This is a genomic window from Streptomyces sp. NPDC006368 (genome assembly GCF_040612535.1).
GTDB lineage: Bacteria > Actinomycetota > Actinomycetes > Streptomycetales > Streptomycetaceae > Streptomyces.
In genome coordinates this window covers 1-24,317 of sequence record NZ_JBEXQK010000050.1, presented here as the reverse complement: position 1 = coordinate 24,317, position 24,317 = coordinate 1, and the positions used below count along the sequence as shown (strand labels likewise).

The window sequence follows — 24,317 nt, the reverse complement described above, 5'->3', positions numbered from 1 at the left end:
GATCCAGCTGGCCCAGGAACACCTGGAAGGTTGGGCACCAGCAGCGGCTCTCGCACGCGAGATCGACGGCGGCGGCCGCACTTGCCTGGTCGTCGACGGCTTCGCGTACCAGACAGGGGGCGTCAGGCTTCGACGTCGATGCCGTAGTCGGTGGCCAGGCCCGCCAGCCCGGTGTCGTAGCCCTGCCCGACGGCACGGGCCTTCCATCCGGTCGTGTGGCGATAGAGCTCCACCGCGATGGTGACGGTCTCACCCGAGGAGAAGGGGTCAGTTGTGAAGGCCAGTTGGGTGCGGGAGGGCTGGGTGATGTCTGCTTGCCACTGGGTGTGCTGGTCGAAGACTGCGGCGGGTTGGGCCTCGAGGTCGATGCTGACGATGACGGCGATGGTTGCGATGTCGTCAGGGATGAGGCCCAGGTCGGCGGTGACGGTGTCCCCGCCGACGCTGACCCCGTCGTGACTGGGGTGGTTGCAGAAGACGAGGTCGTGGTCGCTGCGTACCTTGCCGTTGCGGGTGAGGAGTACAGCGGACACGTCAACGGGTGCGCCGGTGCAGGTGATGCGGACCGTCGTCGGCTCGGTGCGGATGGCTGCGTTGGCTCCCCTCGTCCGCAGTTGCAGGGTGCCGCTCTCCTCGCCGGGTAGCGGGCTGGTGGGGGAGCGGGTAGTGGCCGGGGCCAGGCTGGCACGGGTCAGCGTGGCAAGGACGCGCTCGAGGATGGGCCAGCCTTCGGTTTCCTGGCCTGGCCAGGGCCAGGTCAGACGCTGGGCGCCGAACTCCTTGGCGGTCGGCGGCTGCCCGAGTGCTTCCTGTAGCTGGAGGTGGCGCAGGCTCTCGGTGGCCAGGCGGCTGAGCTGCCACTGCCGTTGGGTTTCTTCCGGGTTGTTCACCCAGGTGTCGTGGTCGACGGGCTTGCCGCCCAGCTCCTGGTACACCCGGCGGGCGAAGTCGTAGCCGTCCTCAGTCAGTGGGCGGGTAGGCCGCTCCTGTTGGGATGGCGTCGGCTCGCCGATGGCCGTGTACAGCACCCCCAGGTCGCCGCCCGTCCAGTGGTTGGCTGCCGTGGTCGCGAACCGGGCGAACTGAGGCAGTGTGGGGGGACGCCCCTTGGCGGCGACGAAGCGGTGATGCTGGTGGGCGACCTCCTCCAACTCGGAGCGCCAGCGGCCCCCCACGAAGGCACCGAGATACTGCTCGGCCCAGGCCCGCCGGTGCCGTGTGATGAGGTCCCGTACCCGCTCGAAGCCGTCCCGGCGGGCGCCGTGACTCATGCTGGAGGTGAACGTCATCTGCCCGTACGGGGTCTCGACCGTACTGTCCTCGCTGTCCGTGATCTCCTGCTCCGGCCCCAGGACTTGTTCGGCGGCTTGCAGTTCGCGGAAGAAGGCGGTGTCGACCGGGCATCCGGCCGCGCGCAGGGCGGCCAGCGGCTTGCTGTAATAGCGGTCGACACGGTCCAAGGTGGTGCGGGAGTAGGGGCCTTCGCACACGAACCAGGCGGTCAGGCCCACGCCGTGCCAGAACTCGGCCGCGGGACCGAGGGCTTCGGCCATGGTCTGGTGCGGGCGCGGGTTGCTGACGATGCTGCCGGGATACCGCGCAAGCGTCACCGTCTCCCACAGCCGCCCCACCCGTTCCAGGACATCGGCGGGCAGACGCTGCCGGTACAACTGAGGGGTGTACCCCTGCTCGGTCCGGTTCAGACTCATCAGATCCTGATCGACCAGCCCCCACAACGACGGCATTCCCCGTGACTGGCCGGCATGCGCCTGGTCGAAGCCCGCCCACCAGCCGCGCAGGGCCGCAGCCCGCTCCTCCACCGGAGACAGAGAACTGCCGCCGCCGAGGAAGGCCGCGAGCATCGCATGGACCTCGTCCTCCGCGATGCCCGCCTCGGCAGCCATGCCAGCCGTCTGCGTGGCCATGCCGACGTACAGACGAGGCTCGGGCAGAGCGGTGATGATCTCCTCATCCGGGTGCGGGGGAGCCTGAAGGTAATCCAGCACAGCCAGCCAGTCACCCCCGAAGTACGCGGAGACGACCGGCTGCAGCTCTTTGGTGAGCACCCGGCGCGCCAGGGCTGTTCCCGTCCTGGCCTTCTTGGCGAAACCAGCCATCAGCCCTTGCAACCGCTGGATCCGGTGACGTGCGGCAAGCTGCACGAGGTCGGCGGCGGCAAGGGTGTCCAGCAAACGAAGGCGGGCCTGCTGCTGCCCCGCACGGTCCAGCTGGTGCCAGCCGCCGCCGAAGCGGAAGGCTTCCAGCGCGCTCTCGTCGATGCCCAGCAGCCGGTAACGCTCCTCGATGGCTGTCCAGAACCGCTGCTGTTCCGTGCGCGGGAAGATCTCTCCTGCCGCCCGCAGCCGGATGGGCTGAAGCAGTGTCTCGAACAGCGGCACCAGCAGCGCCCACAGCAACACCGCGTCCCAGTCCTCCACCGCGGTGTGACGGGCGGTGTCATCGGCGGCCAGCGTCAGAGCGTGGCCAGGGCGTTCCCGCAGCAGATACGGCAGATTGACTGCTCCTGCCTTGACCGAGAGTTTCTGGGGCAGGTACCACGCGCCGAGCCGCTGCTGCTCTTGGACCCCGAAGGCGTTGGCGCAGAGCACTTCGTCTTCCCGGGTGAGGGCCGTCACCTTGGCGGCGTCCGGCGTGTGGCGTCCTCGGCCGGGGACGACGGTGGCCACCGGCCGTCCGGCGAGCCCTGCGGCCAGCAGTCTGGCCGCCAGGGCGTCGATTTCGGCGAACCGTTGCTGCTGCCCGGCCGCCCGCTCCAGGGCGAGCGCCTGCTCGGGACTGCATTCCAGAGCAGGCTGCCACCAGCGTGTCGGGTCACTGGCCACCGGTCAGCCTCCGCATGGTTTCGACGAACTGCTCAAACGGCACCGGGGCAGCGGTGTTCTGCGCATAGACGGCGTAGCGCTGGGCCATCAGCTGCATCTCCCGCTCCCTTCTTCGGGCCTCCACCCGGTCCAGCTCGTGCACCACGCGCTGCTCGACGCGTCCCCGCTCGTACAGCACGAACGCGTCCACCCCGCCCAGACCCCCGCCGGCCCCCTCCGCGGCGCCGCCGGGGCCGGGGAGATCCCCTTCCATGGTGGTGGCGTCGATCAGCGGGACATCCAGGAGCACAGCGGGATCCATGTCGTTGTCCGCGCACATGGCCTCCAGATGCTCCTCCAGGCCGAGTTCGGCATGGCAGACCACGTCCAGGTACTGCTGGTCGGCAGCCACCGCGGTCTGGCGCAGGACGCGGACACCGCGGCCGACGAACTGGTAGAACTCGCCGAAGCTGCCATAGGGGCGCAGCGGCACGACCACGGTGATGGGCGGGAAGTCGTAGCCCTGGCCGAGCATCCGCAGCTGCACGATGCCCTGCAGATCCCCGGCGTCGGACTCGAAGCGCCGCCGGATGGAGGCGATCGCGGAGGCGGGCATGCTGTGGTGCAGCGTGGCACTGGGGATCCCGTATTCCTCGGCGATCCGCGCGATCTGTTCAGCATGCGCCTGGCCCATTGCCGCGAACAGCACCCTCGGCTTGACTGGCGCCAGCAGCTTGGCCTGCGCATCCAGACACGCCCGCGTCACGGCCATCACCTGGCGGATCGGTGCTTCGGACTGTGCGGTGATGCGTGCCATCTTCCGCTCGTCGCCCAGCGTGGCCAGCAAAGCATCACGGCCCACGATCTGCTCGCGCCGCCCGTCCGGCCACACCGCCTCATACACCGTCGACGCCACCTCGGGAGCGAACCGGTGCACCCGCAGGTTCTTCGCCGACCCGTCCGCGACGGAGTCGACCAGCCGGTAGCGGTAGATGACATCGGCGTCGATCGGCTTGCCGTCCAAACGCTGGAAGCACGCCGACATCAGCAGTGTGCGCGCACCCTGGAAGTGGGCGAACAGCCGCTGGTAGGAGGCGCTGGCCGCGATGTGCGCCTCGTCCGTTTTACCGAGCGGAGATGTGTACGGGTTGGAGCTGACCTGGGCTCTTCATCATGCACATGTTCGTGATGTATGGCTTCCATGGCGCCCGGAGCGGTCGATTGCGCTCGAGGGTGGGCAGCTCTCCCGGACATAAGCGAAGTCTCCGCCTTGCTGAGCGGAAGGATCTTCGAGCGGCTGCGGCTCATGCAGTCTCCTTGGGAGCCGCTAGAAAAAATCTGGCTCGTGCGGGGAACGCGGCACCCTCCTCGTTCCTTGTCCGGGTATTACGTGCGATCGGTCGCTCGGAGTTTCCTCGGGACCGTCCGCGCTGACTGACCGTCCGTTGCGGAGGGAAGGACGCATCTGTGAACGGATCCGACGAGCAGGACCCGCTCCTGGCCAAAGCGCCCCCAGCCCAGCCGCCACCAGAGACCGAGCCGCACCTTGAGCCATGTTCCGAGCCGACTTCCGACGACACGGGGTTACGGTTCCGCGACCTGGCCCTGGCCCCGGCGCCCTCAGTTCGGCCTACCGCCCACCGAGGCGGGCCGCCCACCGACGCGCTGGACGAGGACCACCTGCTGCCCTCAGGCAGCGACGCCGAGCGGATCACCTTCATCGCAGTCTCCGCGCCACAGGCCCCCGCGTCCGAGGCGCCGCGCACAAATACTGCCGCGCCCGGCCTCGAGGCCTTCTTCGTCCGCGAGAATTTTGAGCGGACCCGGCGCGCGATCGGAGTTCTGTTGCGCGACGATCCCACCCAGGCCGAGGACATCACACAGGAGGCGTTCGTGATCGTCTACGAACGCTGGGAGCGGGTGTCCAGGATGGACAACCCTCTCGCCTACACCATCAAGGTTGCCTGGCGGCTCGCCCTCAGGTGGCTGCGGGCCCGGAATCGCACGCGGACACTCGACGCCGCGCTTCCCGTGCCGGTCGCCGATGGCGCCGCCGCGGCCGAGGCCGTCATCGCGCGCGTCGACCTGGCACGTGCCTTCCTGCGTCTGAGCCCCGCGCACCAGGAAGTGCTATCGCTGTCGATGTCCGACCTGGACCCGCAGGACATCGCCCCGCTCCTCGGTATCCCGGTGCCGACCGCACGTACCCGCCTGTTCCGGGCACGCAGGGCACTTTCGGCGCTTCTCGATGAACGTCCGGAGGCACAGTCATGACATACGCGAAGGACTCCGGCCAGGCCGCTCCCGGGTCCGGTGCCGCGAACCCCTGGCTCGCCGGGATCAAGGCGGAGGCTGCCCGCCGACAGGCCGTCCGTGATGTCTCCGCGCTGAGTGAGGACGAACTGCTCGACGAGGCCGCACGCGGCGTCGCCGAACGCCGTGCCGCCCGCAACGACTTCATCGGGGCCCTGGTATGGGAGGAAATCGCCGGACCTGCCCGCACCTGGGGTGTTCCCGAGAGCCCGGAGAGTGGCGAACTGCGCGCCGACGACTCCGGCGCACCTGCAACCGGACGGACAGGCCGCGATTGATTCCTTCACAGCGTGCGCAGGCGCGATGCCGTATGACCGCCAGCTCGCGCTCGTGCGACATCCCTCCGGCGTCGGCTGATCATTCGCTCGGTGCCCCGGCAGGCCCCCGGTGACGGCCACTCTGCTTGCCGCCCTGCAGGCCCGGCTTGCCGCCCTGGCCGAGTGCGGCGACGCTGTACCGCTTCTGGACGACATGGCCGCCCGGCAGGCCCGCGCCCTTGTAGCCGCCCTTCCGCCGGAGTGTGGGGACCCCGATGCGGACCCGGCGGCTCTGGAGGTGCTCCGCATCGCGGCCCTCGTGCACTGGAACCGCTACTGCCTGCGCGGAGAAGACTCTGGGGATGAGGGCGAAGACGATGACCTCGCGGCTGCGGTCGCGCTCTTCTCCCGCATTCACCGCCGCGACCCCCTGGCGGTCCCTGACCCCTTGCTGCCGCTGATCGACACCTCTGCTGATCCGGGACAGCAGGAGAGCTCGGTCACCTGGAGCGGCATGGCACAGCCGTACCTTGACCGGTACGGCAGCACCCGCGATCCCGCCGACCTGCGAACAGCCGTGCAACTGCTGTCGGCGGCACTCGACGGCGCACCCGAGGAATCGCCAGAGCGCCCTCTGATCCTGCTGCAGTTCACCGAAGCGCTGCTGTCCCTGTACGAGGACACCGGCGACGAGGAGGCTCTGACAGTCTGCCTCGATACCGCGCGCGCCGAGACACGGCTCAACCGCACGGTGAACGGGAGCATGGCCTGGACCGCCCTGTCGGTCGCGCTGCTCGTCCGCTTCGGCCGCAAAAGGGATCCCGAAGGGTTTGAAGAGGCCGTGCGCGCCGCGTGGCGGGCGGTGGAGGCCGCATCGGACGGCGCCGGCCGCGCCCATACGTCCGGAGGCCTCGGGAACGCCCTGTATGGGACCTTCTCCCGGACCGGCGACGAGCGAGCGCTTTCCGAGGCGCTGAGTTTCCTGCGTGAGGCACTCATGCAGACGCCTCCGGGCGCACCGGAGCACCCGGCACGGCTGCACGCCCTCGGCCAGGCCCTGCTCGGCTGGCACAACCGCACCGGCGACCCCGCGGCCCTGGCGGAAGCGGTGCGCGCCGCCGGGGAGGCCGCCACGCTGATCCCTGGGGATCACGCGCACCGGGGCGACGTGCTCGCCGGCCTGGCCGCCGCACTCCAGGAACGCTTCCGCCACGCTGGCGACCAAGAGGACCTGCTCGAGGCTGTCCGCCTACGGCGCTCGATCCTGGCTGGCCTCCCGTCCACAGATCCACGCCACCCGGCAGCCGCCGCACACATCAGCACGGCACTGTGGCTGCTCCACCAGCACACCGGTGACTCAGCTGCTCTCACTGAGGCAATTGCGTACGCCCGGACGGCAGTCGAGTCGATGCCCGAGAACCACCAGGTGCAGGCCGGCTGGATGAGTAACCTCGCGGCGATGCTGCGGGCCCGTTTCCTAAACGGTGGCGCCCGTGAGGATCTCGATCAGGCGGTCAGGTTGCTGCGCGCGGCCATCTCCCTGCTGGAGCCCGGGCACCCCGAGCGCGCCGCGCAGCTCAGCAATCTGGCCAACGCCCTGCGCAGCCGCCATGAACTGACCAGCGACCCCTCAGCGCTGGCGGAAGCGGTGGAAGCCGCCCACACGGCGGTCGAGGCCACGCCCGGTGATCACCCGGCGTGGCCTGCCCGCCTCGGCAACCTTGGCGCGATCCTACGTACGCGCTTTGAGCGCGGCGCAGGCGCTCTTGATGACCTGGATAAAACGATCGGGCTGCTGCGGATGGCGGTCGCGGCCCTTCCGCATAAGCATCCCGGCCGGGCGGCCCAGCTCGCCAATCTCGGCAATGCTCTGCGCCTGCGCCACGACCACGCCCCTGACTCACAGGCCGCCGTAGAAGGCCGCATGACGCTGTGGGCGGCTGCGGAGCCGCCGGACGCACCCCCGCTGATCCGGATGCGGGCCGCGTGGGCCTACGCGGATGCGGCCCGCCGGGACGGCGACTTTGTCGAGGCCATCAAGGGCTTTGAGCTGGCCGTGGAACTGCTGCCGCGCATTGCACCGCCCTCGCTAAGCCGGGACGACCGCGAGCACAGGCTCGGGCGGCTAGCCGGACTCGGCTCCGAGGCCGCCGCCGCCGCGCTCGACGCGGGCCGTCCAGGGCTTGGCCTGGAACTGCTGGAGCAGGCCCGGGGCATCCTGCTCGGTGAGGTCCTCACCGCGCGCGGTGAGCTGGAGAAACTGGCTGAACGCGAGCCGACCTTGCACGCCGAGTTCCAGCGGCTGCGAGACGCCCTGTCGGCGCCCGAGGCCGACGCGGACACGAGGTTGTCGGACGGCATGCGCCTCGAAGAGACGATCGCGCGGATCCGCGCATTGCCCGGCTTCAGTCGCTTCCTCCTCCCGCCTACTCTCGACGACCTTAGACCGGACCCCGATGACGGCCCAGTCATCGTCGTGAACGTCGCCGGACACCGCAGCGACGCACTCGTATTGGGCGCGGAGCCAGGGGACACACTGCATGTCATACCCCTGCCGAGCCTCACCCCAGATGGGGTGGCTACGCACGTGAACAACTTCCACAGGGAGGTGTGGTCCTCGCAGTCGCAGGTTGCGCAGACACTCGCGTGGCTGTGGGATACCGCGGTCGGGCCGGTGCTCGAGAACCTGGGCGTCACCGCGACGCCCGCAAACGACGGACCCTGGCCGCGCGTGTGGTGGTGCCCAGTCGGGCTGCTGGCGCGCCTGCCGCTGCACGCCGCAGGCCACCACCAGGACGGCGGGGACTCGGCCCTGGACCGAGTGGTCTCCTCCTACACGCCAACCGTCCAGGCTCTCGCCGCGAGCCGCCGCCGGGCACGCCGCGAGTTGCCGCACCCCGCAGGACGATACGGCCGTGCTTTGGTTGTCGCGATGCCCAATACGCCGGGCGCACCTCCGCTGCCGTATGCACACCAAGAGGCGGAAGCCGTGGCCCAGATGATGCCGCAGGCTACGCTGTTGGCCGACGGTGAGGCGAGCCGCGCCACCGTGCTCTCCGAGCTTGGCCAGCACTCCATCGCGCACTTCGCATGCCACGGTGTGACGGACTGGCAGGACCCGTCCGAGAACCGACTGGTGCTCGCGGACGGGGACCTGTCGGTTCGCGACCTGCTGCACCACCGGCTCGACGGAATGCGACTGGTGATGCTGTCCGCGTGCAGTTCGGGCGAGGCCAGCGAGGGGCTGCCCGACGAAGCCGTGCACCTGGCCTCGTCCTTCCTCGCCGCAGGCGCCGCGCACGTCGTCGGGACGCTGTGGGCGGTCGAGGACCAGGTCGCCGCCCGCACCGCGACGACCCTGTACACGCACCTGACCGCCGCGGGCACCCTGCCTCCGCGCACCGGGCTCACCGCGATCGCCTTGCACGTGGCCACCCGGCGGCTACGGGAGCAGTATCCCGGCCGCCCCGGACTGTGGGCGCCCTTCATGCACATCGGAGTGTGATCCGCCCGAAGGGATGAGCAGCTCCAGGCTGCTCCCGTCCGCGCGGCGGTCAACGATCCACGCGCCCTGCGGGACCGCAGCTGGCACGCTCTGAAGGGTGGTGCGGCGCTCACGCTCGAACAGCCGGGCCTGCCGACCCTCAACCCAGCTGCGTACTGTTTGCCACATCCCACCACACGCCCCCGTAAGGGGGCGCACCGCGGCGCGGGCCAGTGCCATTGCCAGCATCGACGCTTCCTTTCGCTCGGACGTCACTGTGACAAGCACGGTGAAGGCATCCGCGTTCGCTGGAAGAGCCCTGCTTCGCAGCGCTTCCAGGCAGGCGGGCGACAAAAGAGCACGTGCGGCGCGTGGTGGTCTTGGTGAGGGTGGGCTAAGTTGGGATGTCAGTGTGGCTGTCATCGCGGGGAGTGGCGTGGACGATGTTGAGCGGGTTTTCAATGCCGAGATCGGTCGGCGGGTGCGCGTGGCGAGGGCGCGAGCGAAGCTGACGCAGGAGTTGCTGGCCCGGAAGGCGGGTCTGACGCGCGGGTCGATCACGAACATCGAGTCCGGTGCGCAGGCTCCCCCGCCGTACCGGCTGGTGCGCCTTGCCTCAGCACTCGGGGTGGAGCCGGCCGACCTGCTGCCGGGGCTGCCGGAGTCTGGCCGAGTGAACGAGCTGCCGGACTATCTTGCGGACACGGTGGCGTCTGTGGCGTCGGCAGCGTTTGAACGGAGGGCGCGCGATGGCCAGGTCTGACGCGGCGGCCAAGACGCTGTTGACGCAGTTCGGTATCGACGAGGCTCCCATCGACCCGGTGCTGATCGCGGAGAAGCTGGGTGTGCTTGTCCTCCCGCAGGACATGCCGGACGACGTCTCGGGCATGCTGCTGCGCCGGGGAGACGAGCAGGTCATCGGTGTGAACCAGAAGCACCACGAGAACCGGCGGCGTTTCACGGTGGCTCATGAACTCGGGCACCTGCGGCTGCATCGCGGCCGTCCGCTGATCCTGGACACCGATACCCGTGTCAACTTCCGTGACACGGTCTCAAGCATGGCCACGGATCGTGAGGAGATGGAAGCCAACCGCTTCGCAGCGGCTCTGCTGGCTCCTGAGCCTATGGTGCGTCGCGCAGCACGCGAGGCCGAGTTCCGTACGGCCCAGGAGTTGGTGCTCATCATGGCCAGGCGCTTCGAGATGAGCGAGATGGCCATGAACTACCGGCTGATCAATCTCGGCGTCATCGCGGATCCCACGGCGTAACGCTTTCCCGCACCGAGAGGCCGCCCGGCATCCCGGGCGGCCTTTCTTGTGTAAAAGTACGACAGTGAAACTGTCACTCAAAAAATGTTGCCGAGAGGGTGCTGTGCCTGCTGTCCTGGGTGCGTCAGCAGGGGCCGATGTGGCCTCTGGGAACAGGAGGTGCGCCATGCCCGGCAAGGCCAGTAAGGCGAGTGGGTCTGGTGGGAAGCGTGGTCGGAGCGCGGTCACGGGTCGGTTCGTGAAGCAGTCGACGGTGCGCAGGCACCCGCCGACGACGGTGAACGAGCGCGCGTCGCGCGGCTCGAAGAAGAGCAAGTAGGCGGGCTTCGAGCCCGCCTTTCGCATATCCCGGCCCGCTGCGGCGGGTCGGGGGAGAGGTGGTCGTCATGACGACGGCAGACATTCAGCAGCAGGAGACCGGCGGCAAGCCGGTGACGGTCACGGTGGACGGTGAGCCGGTGGAGGTGCCGAAGCGTACGACGCCGAACGCGGTCTTGGGCCTGGCCGGTATCGACGCGGCCACGCACTACCTGGTTCGGATCACCGGGCGGCATCAGCACTCGTTCGCCGACCGTGGGGAGGAGGAGATAACTGTGCACGAGCGTGAGACGTTCGTGTCGGTCTCCACCGGCCCGACCCCGACCGCATGACCGCGGTGATGCCGGAGGCGGGGCCCGCGGGAATGCTCGCGGGCCTGCGCCGCGCCGGCTACACCGTGGAGCAGACCGGCAACTTCGCCGTCTTCGACTACCTCATCGAGGTCGGCCCGCAGGCCGGGACGACGGTACGCATCGGTCTGGAACTGGTGCCGGACTGGCCGCTGTCGGCCCCGCACGGCCCGCACATCAGCCCGCGCCTGGGACATCCGCACGGCGCGGTGCACAACTCTCCGCTCGGGCAGGAGTGGGAGCACTGGAGCCGGCCGCCCGCCGACTGGGCGCAGGACCGTACGCTCCGCGGCTATCTGCGGCACCTGCGCACCCTGTTCACGCAGCTGGAGAACGGACCCTCCGCGTGATCACCCGCTTCTCGGTCGCGATGACCAGCGACACCGCCCAGCAGCTGACGGATCACCTGCGCCGTGGGGACGGGCAGGAGGACTGCGCCTTCGTGCTGTGGCGGCCGAGTACCGGCACCAGCCGCACCACCGCGCTGCTCACCGGGGTGGTGCTGCCGAGGGAGGGCGAGCGGATCGTGCACGGCACGGTGGACTTCACCAGCGCCTACTTTCTGCGCGCCGCAGCCCTCGCGGCCGAGCACGGCTGCGGGCTCGGCTTCATCCACGCCCACCCGGCAGGCCGGGGATGGCAGCGACTGAACACCATCGATCACGAGGCTGAGGCGTCCTTCGCCGCGCAGACCCAGGTGATGACCAGCCGCCCGCTGGTCGGTCTGACCTTCGCGGGCGCGGATGCCGGATTCGGTGCCCGCATCTGGCAGCAGCAGGCATCCCGCCGCTACGCGCCCACCGAGGCGGAGAGCGTCCGCGTGGTCGGCGGCCGCCTGACGGTCACCTTCAACAACCGCCTCCTTTCCGCACCGCCGGCCACGAACCGGCAGCTGCGCACCGTCTCCGCCTGGGGACAGACAACCCAGGACGACCTGGCCCGCCTGCACGTCGGTGTCGTCGGATGCGGCAGCGTCGGCATGCTCGTCGTCGAAGCCCTGGCCCGCACCGGCGTCCAGCGCCTGAGCCTGCTCGACTTCGACACCGTCGAAGAGGTCAACCTCGACCGGCTGCTGCACACCACCCTCCGTGATGTGCGCCTGCACCGGGCCAAGGCCCGCCTCGCCGCCCGTAGTGCCCGCCGCGCGGCCACCGCCACGAGCTTCCGTGCGTCGCCGTACGAGCTGAGCGTGGTCGAGCCGGACGGGTTCGCCGCCGCGGCCGACTGCGACGTGATCTTCTCCTGCGTCGACCGGCCCTGGCCCCGCGCCGTCCTCAACCTCCTCGCCTACGCCCACCTCATCCCCGTCGTCGACGGCGGCATCGCGGTCGACGCCCGCGGCGGACGCCTGCGCGGCGCCGAATGGCGCGCCCACATCGCCGCCCCCGGACGCGCCTGCATGGAATGCCTGGGCCAGTACGACCCCGCCCACGTCCAAGCCGAACGCGACGGCTCCCTCGACGACCCCGCCTACATCACCGGCCTGCCCGCCGACCATCCGCTGCGCCGCAAGGAGAACGTCTTCGTCTTCTCGGCCAGTGCCGCGGCCGCGCAGCTGAACCAGTTCGTCACCATGACGACCGCGCCGGGCGGGATCGCCGACACCGGCGCCCACCTGTACCACCTGACCACCGCCACCCTCGACCACCGCGAGGACGGCTGCGAGAAGGGCTGCCCATACGACGGCATGCTGCGGGCGCTCGGTGACGACGCTCCCGTCGCCGTCACGGGACAGCACCCGGCCGCTGAACAGGCTCGTACTGCTCGTGCCCGTGCGGTACGCCGCTGGCCGATCCGCGCCCGGCGCGCTATCGATGACCTCCTGCACCGATTCCGATGAAACCCCCGGCCAGAAGCATCCAGGGGGACCACGCATTCGCGCTTGGCCCGCCCGGCCCACGAGACCAACACTGAAATCCGCAACAACGTGACACCGGCAGCCGGTAGTTCACGGCAAGTGGTCACACGCACGACGGGAGTGCCGATGGACGCCGCAGAGCGCCTCGCCCAGAAGATCGAAACGCTGAGCAGGATGTTCACGGATGCCGAGCCCGCGTCATTGCGTACCGGCTACCTGGCCACCAACCCTTCGGCCGGGCACCCGGTGCTGCAGGGATCCACCGCGACGGCTCTCGTGCCCAGTTGGAACGAGCACCCCAGCGGCCTGCTGGTGCCCGCCACCTCCGTGCCGCCCGCGCCCATCGACCTGGGCGCGGCGTATCTCACGCCCGATGAGATCTTCGGGTTCGAGCTGCCCGCCGACTACGCCGTGCGCCAACTGGAGCGCCTTCCTCTTGAAGGCGTCATACGGTTCTGCGCCCAGGTGCTCAACGCCCTGGAGCTGCCGGGCGTGTCCGTGCAGGCCGTCGAGACGCACTTCGCCGGCGAGTGGCTGGATGAGCCGGTCCGCAGCCGTGTCCGGAACCTGCTCCGGGACGAGACCCGCAGACTGCTCGTGCCCCAGGCCCTCATGCTGCTGGCCCGCAGGGCCATGGAGGTATCGCCGGACACCGTGCCGGACGACCTACCCGACGGCGACATCGTCGGCGCTCTGTTTAGTCTCACCCAGGTGCTGGGCCACCATCCCGATCCCGGCCCGAGCGTCATCACGGACCGGCCCGGCACACTGGGCCGCGAGCTCATCGCCAACCAGCACTTCCACCGCAGCTGGTCCGTCCCCGGCGTCCTCGCCCGCTACGCACGGCGCTGGCTGCAACTGCCCGCCGAACATCACGGCGAGCCGGGAATCGTCGACCTCAGCCAGACCTACCAGGACTGCACCGGCGCCCGCCTGGAGGACCTGGCGGCCGTCGCCGGCTACCTGTGGCTGCGCACCACGATGGGACGGTTCGTCATCGAGCCGGGCGAACTGGCTGGCCTGACCCTGCCCGCGCAGCGCGTCGAGTCGGTCCTGATGCTGATCACCAACGACCTGCCCGGCATGCGGGAGGCCGTACACGGTGAACGCCCAGAACAGCGCACCGAATGGTCCTTCGACCCCTTCCAGCAGTGGCCCGTGATCCGCCTGCCCGAGGACCGGCTGCTGATCCTCGATCCCCGCCACCTGATCAGCCGGGCCTTCGGGTGGCTGCCGATCTTCGACATCGAGTGCCCGCCGCCGGGGCGTACCAAGCCCACCGGCCACCGCAAGATGGCCGCCCGGGCCAAACAGACCCTGCGCCACTGCAGCGAGGTCTACGTCAGCGAGGTCCTGCACACGATCACCCGCGACGAAGGCACCACACGCCGGGTCTACGACGACGCCGAACTCAAGGCCGCCTACACCGCCCCAGGCCAGCGCATCGCCGACGCCGCGATCGACTATCCCGGCACCTGGATCGTCATCGAGGTCACCACCACCCAGCTACGCCGCGAAGCCCGCACCGCCGTACCCGGCGAATCACAGATCCAGGACATTGACAAACTCGTCGAGGAACTCGAACAGATCGACGCGACCATCACCGCGCTGCGCGGCGACGAGGCCGCCCTCACCGGCGCACCTGCTGCTGCCGGCGACCGTCGCTTCCTGCCGCTGCTCGTGCTGCCGGAAGGCTTCCCCGTCAACCCCATCACCCTGACCGTGATCCGTGAACGCGCCCGGAGGAAAGGGCTGCTGACGAGGCCGGACACGGACCCGGTGGAGATCGTCGACATCGAAGAACTGGAGATGATCGAGGCCTTGCAGGAAGTCTCCGGCCCCAGCCTCCTCGACATCCTGCGCGGCAAGCAGTCCGGCAGCTTGCGCAACGCCGCCGTACGCGACCACATCCTGCACGTCATACGAGTACAGCCCGATGCACCAGCCCGACACGCTGGGCTGCTGGACTCTGCCCTCAGGCCACTCGTCGACGCCCTGCCGCAGCCGCATCCGAACTCCGCCACCAGCTGATGGCCGGTGTCCCTGCGCGCCCCACCGACCAGCTCGCCGCATGCTTCTCGGGCAGGACCCTCTGGCGCCGCTCACCCGCTCACGATCTCGATGAAGGACGGAGTTCTCATGGCCACTTCCCTCCCAGCGTTCGGTGTTCCCGGTGGAGCGTTGTCGCCGTTGGGGCAGCGGTTGCGCGTCTTGCTGAGTTCCGAGCGCGTCATCAGTGACCTGCGGCGTTACTTCGGTATCGGTCTGCGGCCCGGCGGGATGCCGTTCACCGGGAGCCGGTTCGAGCATCTGGCGGGTGGGGGAGACCGGCTGGAGGTCGCGGACAGGATCACGGCGGAGGATCTGGTCGCGGTGCAGACCTTGTCGGTGACCGTTCCGGCGCCTGTTGCGCTGGACATTCTGGAGGGCCGCCTCGGCGCGCGGCTGTCCGGTCTGTTGCACGCCATTCCCAGGGACATCGACATGGTTGATGCCGACGCGGTCGTCGTGGCCGATGGCTCGCCGGCGGATCAGGCCTGGGGTCTGCTCTGCGAGCAGTATGGGGTCAACTGGGTCATCGCCGGGAAGGTTCTGGCCCGCAAGCGTCCCCGCTTGCTCCCGGTCTACGACCGAGTCGTCCGCTGTGCCGTCGGTCGGCCGCCGTCCTTCTGGCTCGCTCTCCATGCCGCGCTGCGTGAGGACGACGGCGCTGTGCACCGCCAACTGCTGGAGTTGCGCCAGGTCGCGGGGCTACCCGAGACGGTGAGTGCGCTGCGGGTGTGCGATGTGGCGGTATGGATGAACCATCGGGCCGTCGGCCATGCCTGCCCCTGAGGATGTCTGCCGTCAACGTGACCCGAGGGGGCGTTCTGGCGTGTGAGGGTGACGGACTTTACCAACCGTCGCTGGGGTGTGTGTGACGTTTGCGTGGAGTGGTCCGCCGGGGCGGGGGAGGGGTGTGGACTCGGGGCCGGGAGTGCTGCCACCGGGGCGGTTCCCGGTTCGGAGGGGACGGCACATGATGGATGGCCGGTTGGTGGTGGGCGACTTACGCGTGCAGGAGATCGTCCGCGGGGACGGCCGGGTGTCCTACACGATCGTGGACACGGACTGCACGCTTGTGGCGGAGGCGGACGGGTTCCTGCGTTCCTGCCGGGCGGGCACGGACCGTACGTACGCGTATGTGCTGGTTGATCATCTGCGGTGGCTGCGGTTCGCGGGCCTGGACACAGGTTCGGTGTCGCTTGAGGATCTGCGGCACTACATGGCGGCCCTCGGGGCGGATTATCCGGGGCCGTTCGGTTTGCCGTGGCGGGAGGGGAAGCGCCCCTATGGGCACAGCGCGTTGAAGACCGCGGCGGCCTGCCTGAAGGGCTTCTACCTCCGCCTGGGCACCCACGGCGTGAACCCGGCACTGGCGGAGGCATTGCGCGTGACCCGTTTGCCGACGCGGGCGGATCGGCGGCGTGCGATGCTCGGGCACGTCCTGCACAGCATGCCCGCGAACCCTCTGGCTCCGGCGGAGCGGGTTCGCCGGCATCCGAAGATGCTGCCGGAAGGCGCCCGGGATCTGCTGCTGGGGGCGGTCTCGTGCGCGCGGGACCGGATGGTGGTCACGTGGCTGGCCGACGGCGGTTTCCGGATCGGTGAGCTGTGCGGGCTGCGTCTGGTCGACCTGCACCTGCGCGAGCAGGCCGCGTGCGGTCAGTGCAGGGGGCCGCACGTGCACATCTGTCACCGCGAGACCAACGCCAACCGTGCCCGGGTCAAGACCAAGACGCCCTGGACCTGGCAGGACAACGCCGTGTGCGGGGGTACGGTCCGCCGGGTGAGTCCGGCGATGATCCACACCTACTTCGAGTACATCACTACCCAGTACCCCGCCCAGACCGCTCACGGCATGCTCCTGGTCAGCCTGCACGGCCCCACCCGGGGGCAGCCGTGGAGCACGGCCGCGGCCCGCGGCATGCTGCGCCGGTCCGCATCCCGTCTGGAGATCGGCCGGGTGGTCCCGCACGCTTTCCGGCACAGCTTCGCCACCGCGGTGCTGGACGCCGCACGGGGCAACGCTGTGATCGCGCGGGACGCCGGTGGCTGGGCCTCGGCCGCGACCGTCGAGCAGGTCTACGGCCACGTGGACGTCCACGACCCGCTCTTCACTGCAGCGCTGGAGCAGGTCTGGGGGACACAGCCGTGATCCCGCTGACGCTGCTGCCCGGCCGCACCGACACCACCCGCATCGGCCGCGACCGGCTCGAACTGCTCACGGCCCTCATCACTGCTCCCGCATTCGACCCGCTCTTCCGCGACGCGCTGATCTTCATCCCGCCTCACCACCCGGTCTACGCCTGGCAGTGCGCCGTTGACGGCTGCCTTCGCATCCGCCGGGTCAGCCACAACCTGTGCAACACGCACAACCTGGAGTGGGAGCAGGCCGAGCGGACGGGACAGACCAAGCGCGCCTTCATGGACGCGGCCACCGCTCTGCCCGCCGCGCGGGGAGTGGACTACGGCCGGTGCCTGATCTGCCCCGACCGCCCGGCGATCAGCCCCACCACCCGGCTGTGCCTGCAGCACCAGACCAGGTGGCAGTACGGCGAGGCCGCCGGCATGGACCGCACCCGGTTCGAGTCCTGGTCCCGTACACAGCACCCGCTTCCCGGCTATGGCCTGTGCACGGCCCGTTGCCCGTTTTTGGCCTGTACCTCACTGGGGCTGTGCCTGCAGCATCTGAACCGGTACAAGATCGACAACCGTCCGGGAGCGGCCCGGTCGCAAAACTCACGCGGTCCCCTCAAGGACGGCCGGCCGCTCCCGGTGACCTACGGCGACGAGGAGGCGTTCAGCGCCTGGTGCGCCACTGCGGAGCCGGTCACGCAGCCAGGACTGGTCAACCTCCACTACCTGCCCGCGCTGCTGCGGGCCGAGATCCAGTGGGGCCTGCACGCCCATGCCCAGGCCGCACAGCACTCCGAGTGGACCACCAACGGCATCAGGAATCTCGTCAGATACTGCTGGCGAGGCAGCATCACGTCCCTGATGGACCTGCACGACGCTGACTTCAAAGACCTGACGCGCAAGCAGATGGACTCCGAGGTTCGCAAGATCATCCGGGAAGTCGTCAACGGTCTGCGCTGCGTCTACTACAGCCCCTCGGACACCAAGGACGCCGGCTTCCTGGAGACCGATCACTTCGGACGACGCTTCAAGAACGCCCAGAGCCACTTCGACATCACCACCGTCCCTCAGCGGTGGCTGCGCGACCTGCTCTGGGATCATCTCGCCGAGTGGCTCAGATCCCCGCAGTGCCCTCGCACCCGCGGCCCCTTCGAGCAGATGCGCCGCGCCGCCGTCGAGCTGGGCGTCTTCCTCCAAGCCGACGCCCCCGACGCCGGCCACGACCCCACCGTGCTGCGCCGTGAACACGCCGAGCGGTTCGTCGCCGACCAGCGCCACCGCGCCCGCCACGGCCTGCCGTCCCTGGGGATGGTCCTGGTCGACGGACGATCCCCCACCGTCACCGATCTGAGCTGCCAATTCGTCTTCAACGGGGCACGCAAGCTGCTCTACAGCGCCATCCCCGCCGGCCACGCCGAACGCCTCGGCATCGACACCGGCTTCCTGACCGCCATCCCCTTCGGCGGTACCGGCCTCAAGCAGCGCTCCCGCAACCCCTTCAGCGACGACGTCGCCCGCGCGCTGACCGACGAGACCAACCTGCGCCGCCTGGAGGAACTCGACCTCAACGACCGGGGCCTGCGGGACATCTGGGAGACCATCGTCGCCACCGGGCGCCGCTGCAGCGAGGTCGTCGGACTGCGCCTGGACTGCATCGGCCGCTACCGCGGCCTGGCCATGCTGTGGCACGACCAGACCAAGGTCGGCAACTACAACGAGGGCATTCGCATCCCCGAGCCCGTCTACCAGTGCCTCGATGCCCGCCGCACCAAAACACTCCAGCTCTTCGAAAAGCGCTACGGCCGCACCCCAGCAGCCGCTGAACGCCCCGGCCTGGCCCTGTTCCCTTCCCGCATCCGCAACCCCAACGGCCGACAGCCGATCTCCTACGGCCACTTCAACCAGCGCTTCAAGACCTGGATCGCCGGCCTGGACCTCGGTGGCGCGTACGTCGCCCACCAGGCCCGCCACACCCTGGCCACCAACCTGCTGCGCGCCGGCGCCACGCTCACTCACATCCGCCGCTACCTCGGCCAGCTCTCCGAGCGCATGGCCGAGCACTACGTGAAGATCACCAACAGCGACCTCGAAGACGTCCTGAACACCGTCTGGGTAGCCGGGCCCGGCGCACCCCGCCCAGGCGAACTCCTCTCCGGCGACACCACCCCCATTGACCGCGAGACAGCCCTCGCCCTGGCCCTGGATCTCTCCCGCCGCAGCACCCCCGCCGACGGGGGCTTCTGCACCTACCAACCCGTCGTCGACGGCGGAGCCTGCCCCTGGAAACTCGACTGCGAGAACTGCGACAACTTCGTCCTCTCCGGCGCAGACCTCCTCTACTGGCGACGCAAAGCCGAACAGTGGCGCTCCATCGCCGAGAACGCCCCCGACGACGCCACCGCCGACTACCTCCACGCCGTCTTCGAACCCACCGCCCAGGCCATCAAAGGACTCGAGCAGGCCCTGGCCGCCCTCGGCATCCTGGACGAAGCCCTCACCCTGGACCTTCGGCGCCCCCAGGACTACTTCCACCGCACCTGGAGCACTGCCTTCCGCGCCCGAGACCTCGCAGCACTGCAGGCCCCCGACGACGCCACAGGACAGCCATGAGCACGTCCCGCACCGACGCAGCCGCCCAAGCCCGCCGCCAAGCCACCCAAGAGATGCTCGAACGCCTCCAGACCGTCCTGACGGCCGCAGCACGCGACCATACGCCTGTCACCGTTGCCGCCCTCGCCCGTACCGCCCGCGTCTCACGCACCTTCCTTTATCAAAACCAGCAGGCCAGAGCCCTGATCGAGCAGGCCACCCGCGCAAGCAGACCACATCCCGCAGTCTCCAACAGCGGCAGCCGCGCCCAGCCCGCCTGGAAGGAACGTGCACTCAACGCCGAAGACGCACTCACCCACGCCCAGCGCGAAATCCGCACCCAGCGCACCCACATCGCAGAACTCCTCGGCAAGATCCGCGACCTCGAACACGACCTCCCCGAGGGCTCCCTCCAGCGCATCGTCACCGAGAACACCACGCTGAAGCAGCACGTACGACAGCTCACCCAGGACAACCAGCAGATTCAAGAGCGCCTGACCAGCGCCCGCCAGAACAACCGCTTCATGGACAAACGCATCGCCGACCTCGAAGCCCAACTCGCTCCGTACCTCACCATCCCAACCCCGCGCCCCTGACCCAGCCTCGGATCACTGCCAAACGGGACGGACCCTGTCGACGACCGTCAGATCCAGTCGATGCCCAGCTCCCGCAATGCGTCGAGCTGATCCCGGGCGAGCTTGTCTCGCCTCGACTTGGTGTTGGAGACCCAGATGCCGAGTTTCACAGCCACCGGCTCCAGCTCGCCTTCGACCGCGATCTGCTCACTGTGGCTTCTTGGTACCGGCCGGTGGGCGCCTTCTCGTTCCACCCACTGCGCGAGTGCCGCCAGGCCCCGCTGGAATGCCTGCTGTGCCTTGTTCGGGCCCTTCGTCGTGCGCTTGGCCGGCGGGGCGGGAGATGGCGCCTCAAGAGGCTGCACCCCCAGTGTGGTCAGTCGTTCCTGCTGTTCGGTGGAGAGCTGCGCCCAGGTGCCGGGGTTCTTCTGCCGCGTGAGCCAACGTCCGATGTCGTCGCCGTCGAAGACGACGCCCGGTGCGATGTGGGGCAGCACGCCGTCGGCGTCGACCAGGTCCGCGAGCACCTTGTAGTGGCGTTGCCAGTCGAGCGGCCAGGGGCAGTTCCAGTCCGGGTCGATCGCGGCCAGCTGTGCCGCGCGCTCTGCGGCCCGTTCCGGGTCTTTTCCCAGGCCGTTCTTCGCGCCTTTGCGCCTGAGATTGGCCAGGTGCTGCCCGATGGGCACCATCGCCTCGCCCTCGCCCCACACCGCGTCTTGCCGGGGTGCGAGGTGCCCGTGCGCGCGCCGATAGGAGCGGAGGGCGGCGAGTTTGTTCTCCCACGCTTCGTCGCCGGGCTCCCACACCATCCCGGCGTCGTCGAGGAGTTCTTTGCGGTGGGGGTCGAGTTCGCCTGCGCGGTGCGCACGGCGTTGCTGGTGGACCCACCGGCCCAGGGGATAGCCCTTCGTCACGCCGACTTCCGCCTCGGTGTCGTAGGGGACGGCGTGCAGGCCGGTGATCCCGTTCTCGGCACGCCAGCGGGTGAGGGCTTGGTAGCCCTCGAGCCAGATGAGGGACTGGGGGCGGATGACGCGGCAGCGTGTGAGGGCGGCGATGTCGGCGGCGTCGCGGGGGTGGGCGAAGTTGACCACGATCGAGGTGACCCGGTCGACCTCCTGCTGCGTCTGGCTGGTCTCCTCGGGCATGTCCCCGTTTTCCGGCCCGGCCGCGGTCGCGGGGGAGGGGGTGGGGCGGACGTGGAGGCGTCGGCGTTCGGTGCCGCGGGTCAGGGCGCGGGAGGCGAGCTGGTCGACCATGCGCTCGGAGTGTGAGCGCAGGGCTTGGAGGATGTCGACGAGGGGCTGGTAGCTGGCGGAGGCGATCATGTCCTTGGGGTCCTCCCCGGGCTGGAGGAAGACGGGGATGATGATCCGCGCGGTCTTGGTCGTGCCGTCGGGGTTGGGGCGCAGGGCACGTCCGATGTTTTGGACGACGTCGACCTGGGAGCTGCGCGACCCGACGATGCACACGGCCTCGACCCCGCGTAGCCCGGTGATGTCGACCCCGACCCCGAGGGCGCGTACGGAGGAGAGGAACGCCCGGTGCACCCGCCGGTTCTGGGTGTCGATGCCGTTGGCGAACCGGTGGATCACCTCACGCCGATGGGCGATGGGGTGGTCCCCGCACAGCCAGTCGGCCCATACCCGGTCCGGGGGTACGTGGCGGCCCTCCTCCAGCTCGTACAGCTCGGCGTCGATCGATGACGCGGGCAGTTCCTCCGCCCCGGCCAGCGCCGCCGCGGAGGCCTCAGCGGTGTACAGCTCGGCGGCCGTCGCCGGCATCTGCTCGGCGAACGCTGCCGCCTCCTCCACCCGCTGGTGGAACACCATGGTGGTGTGCAGATTCTGCTGCGCCGCGTGCTCCAGCAGCGCGGCCTGGAGCAGGGCCACGCGCCGGCCGCGCAGCGCGTCCTCGGACAGCCCCAGGATCGGGTCGGGGTCGCGGATCTCCAGCACGTCGATCTCGAACCCTGCAAGGATCGACCGCTCCACCGCCTCCGCCAACCCAAGATCGAAAATCCGGGTGCCGTAGGTGTGGGAGTCGTCCTCCATCGACGCGATGACCACCTCCCGCCCGTCCCGCCCGCGCTGCGGCCGGGGCGCGGCGAGGATCCGCGGGGTGGCGGTCAGGTAGAGCCGGAAGTCGACAGGGATCCGGCTGTTGTCGTGGATCGCCGCCCACGGTCGCCCTATGTCTCCGGCCGTCATGTGCCCCTCGTCCAGAATGGCCAGGTCAAACGGAGCCATCCGCTGCCCGTACAGCCGCTCCCCGCCCGCCAGAGCCGATTCCAACGGCCCAGGGACAGTCCGGCGACCAGTGACGTCGGCGGGGTCCTCGCGGTCCACCAGCGATGCGTACGTGGCGAACACGACCACCGGCCCGGACCCCGCCCACAACACGAGCTGGATCGGGTTGGTCGTCGTACGAACCCCGAGCTGCTCCAGGACCTCGTCCTTGTCCACCGAGCAGACCGCGACCATGGGCGCGCGGTGCCCGACCCGGCGCCAGGACTGCGCGCTCTGCACGATCAGATCCAAGGTGGGCACCATGACGAGGATCCGCCCGCCCGGGAAGCACTCCAGAGCGCTCGCGGCGGCCGTGATCGTCTTCCCGGACCCGGTCGCGGACACCCCCATGGCACGTGCCCCCTCTGGAGGCACGAATGATCTTGCAGGGAATCCCACCCATCTTCTAAAAGCCGACTTTTGGTCCACTTGGTGTTCTCGGAGCTGAATCACACCGATTTCCTTTTCCTTTTCCCACTCCGCACCAGCAGGCTTCGCCATCGGCCCGTTCTTGCATACGGCAGGCCCCCCGACGCGGACGGCAAGGGGTAGCGCTCCCCGCCCCCACGGGCCGGCAGTTCGTCCTCGAAGTCACACGCCGCCACAGCCTTCCACCCCCCACACCACAGCGTCTCCAGCACAGCCGTGACCGCGGCCACCATCGCACCGGGCTCCACTCCCGCGGGCGCTTCGCACTCCAGCACGGTCGGCCACTCGAGGAACTCGAAAGGATGCGCCTTCCTGCCCGTGGAGTAGTCATTGCAGACGCCGCTCACCCGCAGCGACCCCACCACCAGGCCGCGGCCCTCCTCACCGGGGCCGAGACGCTCCTTCAGCCAGGCGATGACCGTCGAGCTGTCCGCGGCATCCACATAGACCGAGCAGTCCTCGTACGAAACTCCGGTGTTCTCCGTCACCGACACCAACCCCTCTCCAGACCGTCCTCAGCACACTGCGAACGGGCCGCCCTACCGCGCAGACCCCGGTCCTTCATCAGCCGCTCTTCACCAGCCGTGTTCGGCGGGGCCTATGACGTCGTGTCCAATCTGCCGGGCGAGGTGCTGCGCCCGTTCGTCCTCCCCGGGCCGGACGTGAACGTACACGGTGTGGCCCGGGGCCGGCTCGTGGTTGGCGTCGATTCCGAAACAGGCCTGCACCCCGGTTCGCGAGTGCTCAGGGCCGAGGTCGAGTTCAGGCACCGCCGGCCAGCTGAGCGCCATCCACGCGATCTGCCCCCAACCCGCCTGACGCAGCACCTCCGGCGCTTTCTCCAGCAGAGCACCCTCTACCGGCTCCACGACCGAGAGCATCATCGGCAGCAGACGAGCCAGCACCGTGGCGTCATCTGGAAGGTCGACGCCACGGAAATGCTCACCGCCTCCCGAGAACCAACCCTGCGGGAACACGCCGCGCGCCCTCACGATGTCTTTGACCCGAAGCAACTCGGCATCCAGGTCGACACTCGCCCCCTCCCACAGCTCCCCGCACTCGACCAGAGACACGGCCACGGCGATCACCGCTGCCACATCCCCGCCCTCGCTCCGGCAGACCGGATAAGCCCTCGCATTACCCACACAGACCCCTTACCTTCCACACAGGACACCAGAAGGGGTATCCCTACCTTCTGCCAACTGTACATTCTGCATCACTCCGAAACAGCTCCCGCAAACCAGAGCCCAACACCACCCTCCAGCCAGCCAGGCCCGCACCAGCGGGCCCAGACCGTCCCGGAGGCGCAGCCGGAAGGACCTTTGAGGCGGGGGAGCGCAGCGGACCCGCCAGCCTGGGCCAGAGCGAAGCGAAGGCCCAGGCGCAGGACGCAATCCTCCAGCTTCGGGGAGCGCAGCGGACGAAGCGTCACCCCCCTTGCGAAGCAAGGGGGGTGAGTGGGCCGCACAGCGGCCCTCCAGCGCTCCTGCGGAGCAGGAGCGCAACCACCGCGCGCAGCGCGGTGGTTCGCTTGCACATCGCGCAGCGATGTGGTACCCGCGGAGCGGGTACCAAGATCGGAAGAGC

The 24,317-nt window shown here is 69.3% G+C and carries 19 protein-coding genes; 13 read left to right on the top strand and 6 right to left on the bottom strand.

What is annotated here, in order from left to right:
* Window positions 1-122: 122 nt before the first annotated feature.
* Both ABZZ38_RS26750 and ABZZ38_RS26745 read right to left on the bottom strand, forming a co-directional pair.
* On the bottom strand, window positions 123-2,843 hold the full coding sequence (locus tag ABZZ38_RS26750) for a TerD family protein (RefSeq protein ID WP_356744468.1): 2,721 nt from the start codon (window positions 2,841-2,843) through the stop codon (window positions 123-125).
* Complete coding sequence (locus ABZZ38_RS26745) at window positions 2,833-3,867, bottom strand: helicase-related protein (protein ID WP_356744466.1); 1,035 nt, start codon at window positions 3,865-3,867, stop codon at window positions 2,833-2,835. The genes ABZZ38_RS26750 and ABZZ38_RS26745 overlap by 11 nt, the downstream gene beginning before the upstream one ends.
* A 422-nt stretch (window positions 3,868-4,289) precedes the next feature.
* On the opposite strand from ABZZ38_RS26745, the gene ABZZ38_RS26740 reads away from it, so the two are divergent.
* Together ABZZ38_RS26740 and ABZZ38_RS26735 are read left to right on the top strand one after the other, a co-directional pair.
* On the top strand, window positions 4,290-5,096 hold the full coding sequence (locus ABZZ38_RS26740) for a sigma-70 family RNA polymerase sigma factor (RefSeq protein WP_356744464.1): 807 nt from the start codon (window positions 4,290-4,292) through the stop codon (window positions 5,094-5,096).
* A complete protein-coding gene (locus tag ABZZ38_RS26735) occupies window positions 5,093-5,413 on the top strand; it encodes a hypothetical protein (protein ID WP_356744462.1) in 321 nt (106 codons plus the stop codon). Before ABZZ38_RS26740 ends, ABZZ38_RS26735 begins: the two co-directional genes overlap by 4 nt.
* 79 nt (window positions 5,414-5,492) lie before the next feature.
* On the opposite strand, the gene ABZZ38_RS26730 is transcribed toward ABZZ38_RS26735, so the two are convergent.
* Window positions 5,493-5,810: a hypothetical protein gene (locus tag ABZZ38_RS26730; RefSeq protein ID WP_356744460.1), complete on the bottom strand. Its 318-nt coding sequence runs from the start codon at window positions 5,808-5,810 to the stop codon at window positions 5,493-5,495.
* Between the two features lie 30 nt (window positions 5,811-5,840).
* On the opposite strand from ABZZ38_RS26730, the gene ABZZ38_RS26725 reads away from it, so the two are divergent.
* The 11 genes from ABZZ38_RS26725 to ABZZ38_RS26675 all read left to right on the top strand — a co-directional run bounded on the left by ABZZ38_RS26725 (window position 5,841) and on the right by ABZZ38_RS26675 (window position 20,034).
* Window positions 5,841-8,897 carry a CHAT domain-containing protein gene (locus ABZZ38_RS26725; RefSeq protein WP_356744458.1) on the top strand — a complete coding sequence of 1,019 codons (3,057 nt, stop codon included), beginning with the start codon at window positions 5,841-5,843 and terminating at the stop codon, window positions 8,895-8,897.
* Between the two features lie 415 nt (window positions 8,898-9,312).
* Window positions 9,313-9,639, top strand: coding sequence for a helix-turn-helix transcriptional regulator (locus ABZZ38_RS26720; RefSeq protein ID WP_356744456.1), 327 nt, complete (start codon window positions 9,313-9,315; stop codon window positions 9,637-9,639).
* Window positions 9,626-10,144: an ImmA/IrrE family metallo-endopeptidase gene (locus ABZZ38_RS26715; RefSeq protein WP_356744454.1), complete on the top strand. Its 519-nt coding sequence runs from the start codon at window positions 9,626-9,628 to the stop codon at window positions 10,142-10,144. The genes ABZZ38_RS26720 and ABZZ38_RS26715 overlap by 14 nt, the downstream gene beginning before the upstream one ends.
* A 386-nt stretch (window positions 10,145-10,530) precedes the next feature.
* A complete protein-coding gene (locus ABZZ38_RS26710) occupies window positions 10,531-10,794 on the top strand; it encodes a hypothetical protein (RefSeq protein ID WP_194038078.1) in 264 nt (87 codons plus the stop codon).
* A complete protein-coding gene (locus ABZZ38_RS26705) occupies window positions 10,791-11,162 on the top strand; it encodes a hypothetical protein (RefSeq protein WP_194038077.1) in 372 nt (123 codons plus the stop codon). Before ABZZ38_RS26710 ends, ABZZ38_RS26705 begins: the two co-directional genes overlap by 4 nt.
* On the top strand, window positions 11,159-12,652 hold the full coding sequence (locus tag ABZZ38_RS26700) for a ThiF family adenylyltransferase (RefSeq protein ID WP_356744452.1): 1,494 nt from the start codon (window positions 11,159-11,161) through the stop codon (window positions 12,650-12,652). Before ABZZ38_RS26705 ends, ABZZ38_RS26700 begins: the two co-directional genes overlap by 4 nt.
* Window positions 12,653-12,796: 144 nt before the next feature.
* Window positions 12,797-14,701 carry a hypothetical protein gene (locus tag ABZZ38_RS26695; RefSeq protein ID WP_356744450.1) on the top strand — a complete coding sequence of 635 codons (1,905 nt, stop codon included), beginning with the start codon at window positions 12,797-12,799 and terminating at the stop codon, window positions 14,699-14,701.
* Between the two features lie 108 nt (window positions 14,702-14,809).
* Window positions 14,810-15,505, top strand: a complete 696-nt coding sequence (locus ABZZ38_RS26690) for a DUF6308 family protein (protein WP_356744449.1) — start codon at window positions 14,810-14,812, stop codon at window positions 15,503-15,505.
* Window positions 15,506-15,725: 220 nt separating this feature from the next.
* The gene (locus ABZZ38_RS26685; protein WP_356744447.1) at window positions 15,726-16,868 is read left to right on the top strand and encodes a tyrosine-type recombinase/integrase; all 1,143 of its coding nucleotides are present in this window, start codon (window positions 15,726-15,728) and stop codon (window positions 16,866-16,868) included.
* The gene (locus tag ABZZ38_RS26680) at window positions 16,865-19,459 is read left to right on the top strand and encodes a site-specific integrase (RefSeq protein WP_356744445.1); all 2,595 of its coding nucleotides are present in this window, start codon (window positions 16,865-16,867) and stop codon (window positions 19,457-19,459) included. Before ABZZ38_RS26685 ends, ABZZ38_RS26680 begins: the two co-directional genes overlap by 4 nt.
* Window positions 19,456-20,034 (top strand): DUF6262 family protein, encoded by a 579-nt coding sequence (locus ABZZ38_RS26675; protein WP_356744443.1) that lies wholly within the window; start codon window positions 19,456-19,458, stop codon window positions 20,032-20,034. Before ABZZ38_RS26680 ends, ABZZ38_RS26675 begins: the two co-directional genes overlap by 4 nt.
* A gap of 47 nt (window positions 20,035-20,081) precedes the next feature.
* On the opposite strand, the gene ABZZ38_RS26670 is transcribed toward ABZZ38_RS26675, so the two are convergent.
* The 3 genes from ABZZ38_RS26670 to ABZZ38_RS26660 form a co-directional block, all read right to left on the bottom strand.
* Window positions 20,082-22,802 carry a Helicase associated domain protein gene (locus ABZZ38_RS26670; RefSeq protein WP_356744441.1) on the bottom strand — a complete coding sequence of 907 codons (2,721 nt, stop codon included), beginning with the start codon at window positions 22,800-22,802 and terminating at the stop codon, window positions 20,082-20,084.
* A complete protein-coding gene (locus ABZZ38_RS26665; protein WP_356744439.1) occupies window positions 22,751-23,218 on the bottom strand; it encodes a hypothetical protein in 468 nt (155 codons plus the stop codon). The genes ABZZ38_RS26670 and ABZZ38_RS26665 overlap by 52 nt, the downstream gene beginning before the upstream one ends.
* An 87-nt stretch (window positions 23,219-23,305) precedes the next feature.
* A complete protein-coding gene (locus ABZZ38_RS26660; RefSeq protein WP_356744437.1) occupies window positions 23,306-23,827 on the bottom strand; it encodes a hypothetical protein in 522 nt (173 codons plus the stop codon).
* Window positions 23,828-24,317 lie beyond the last annotated feature (490 nt).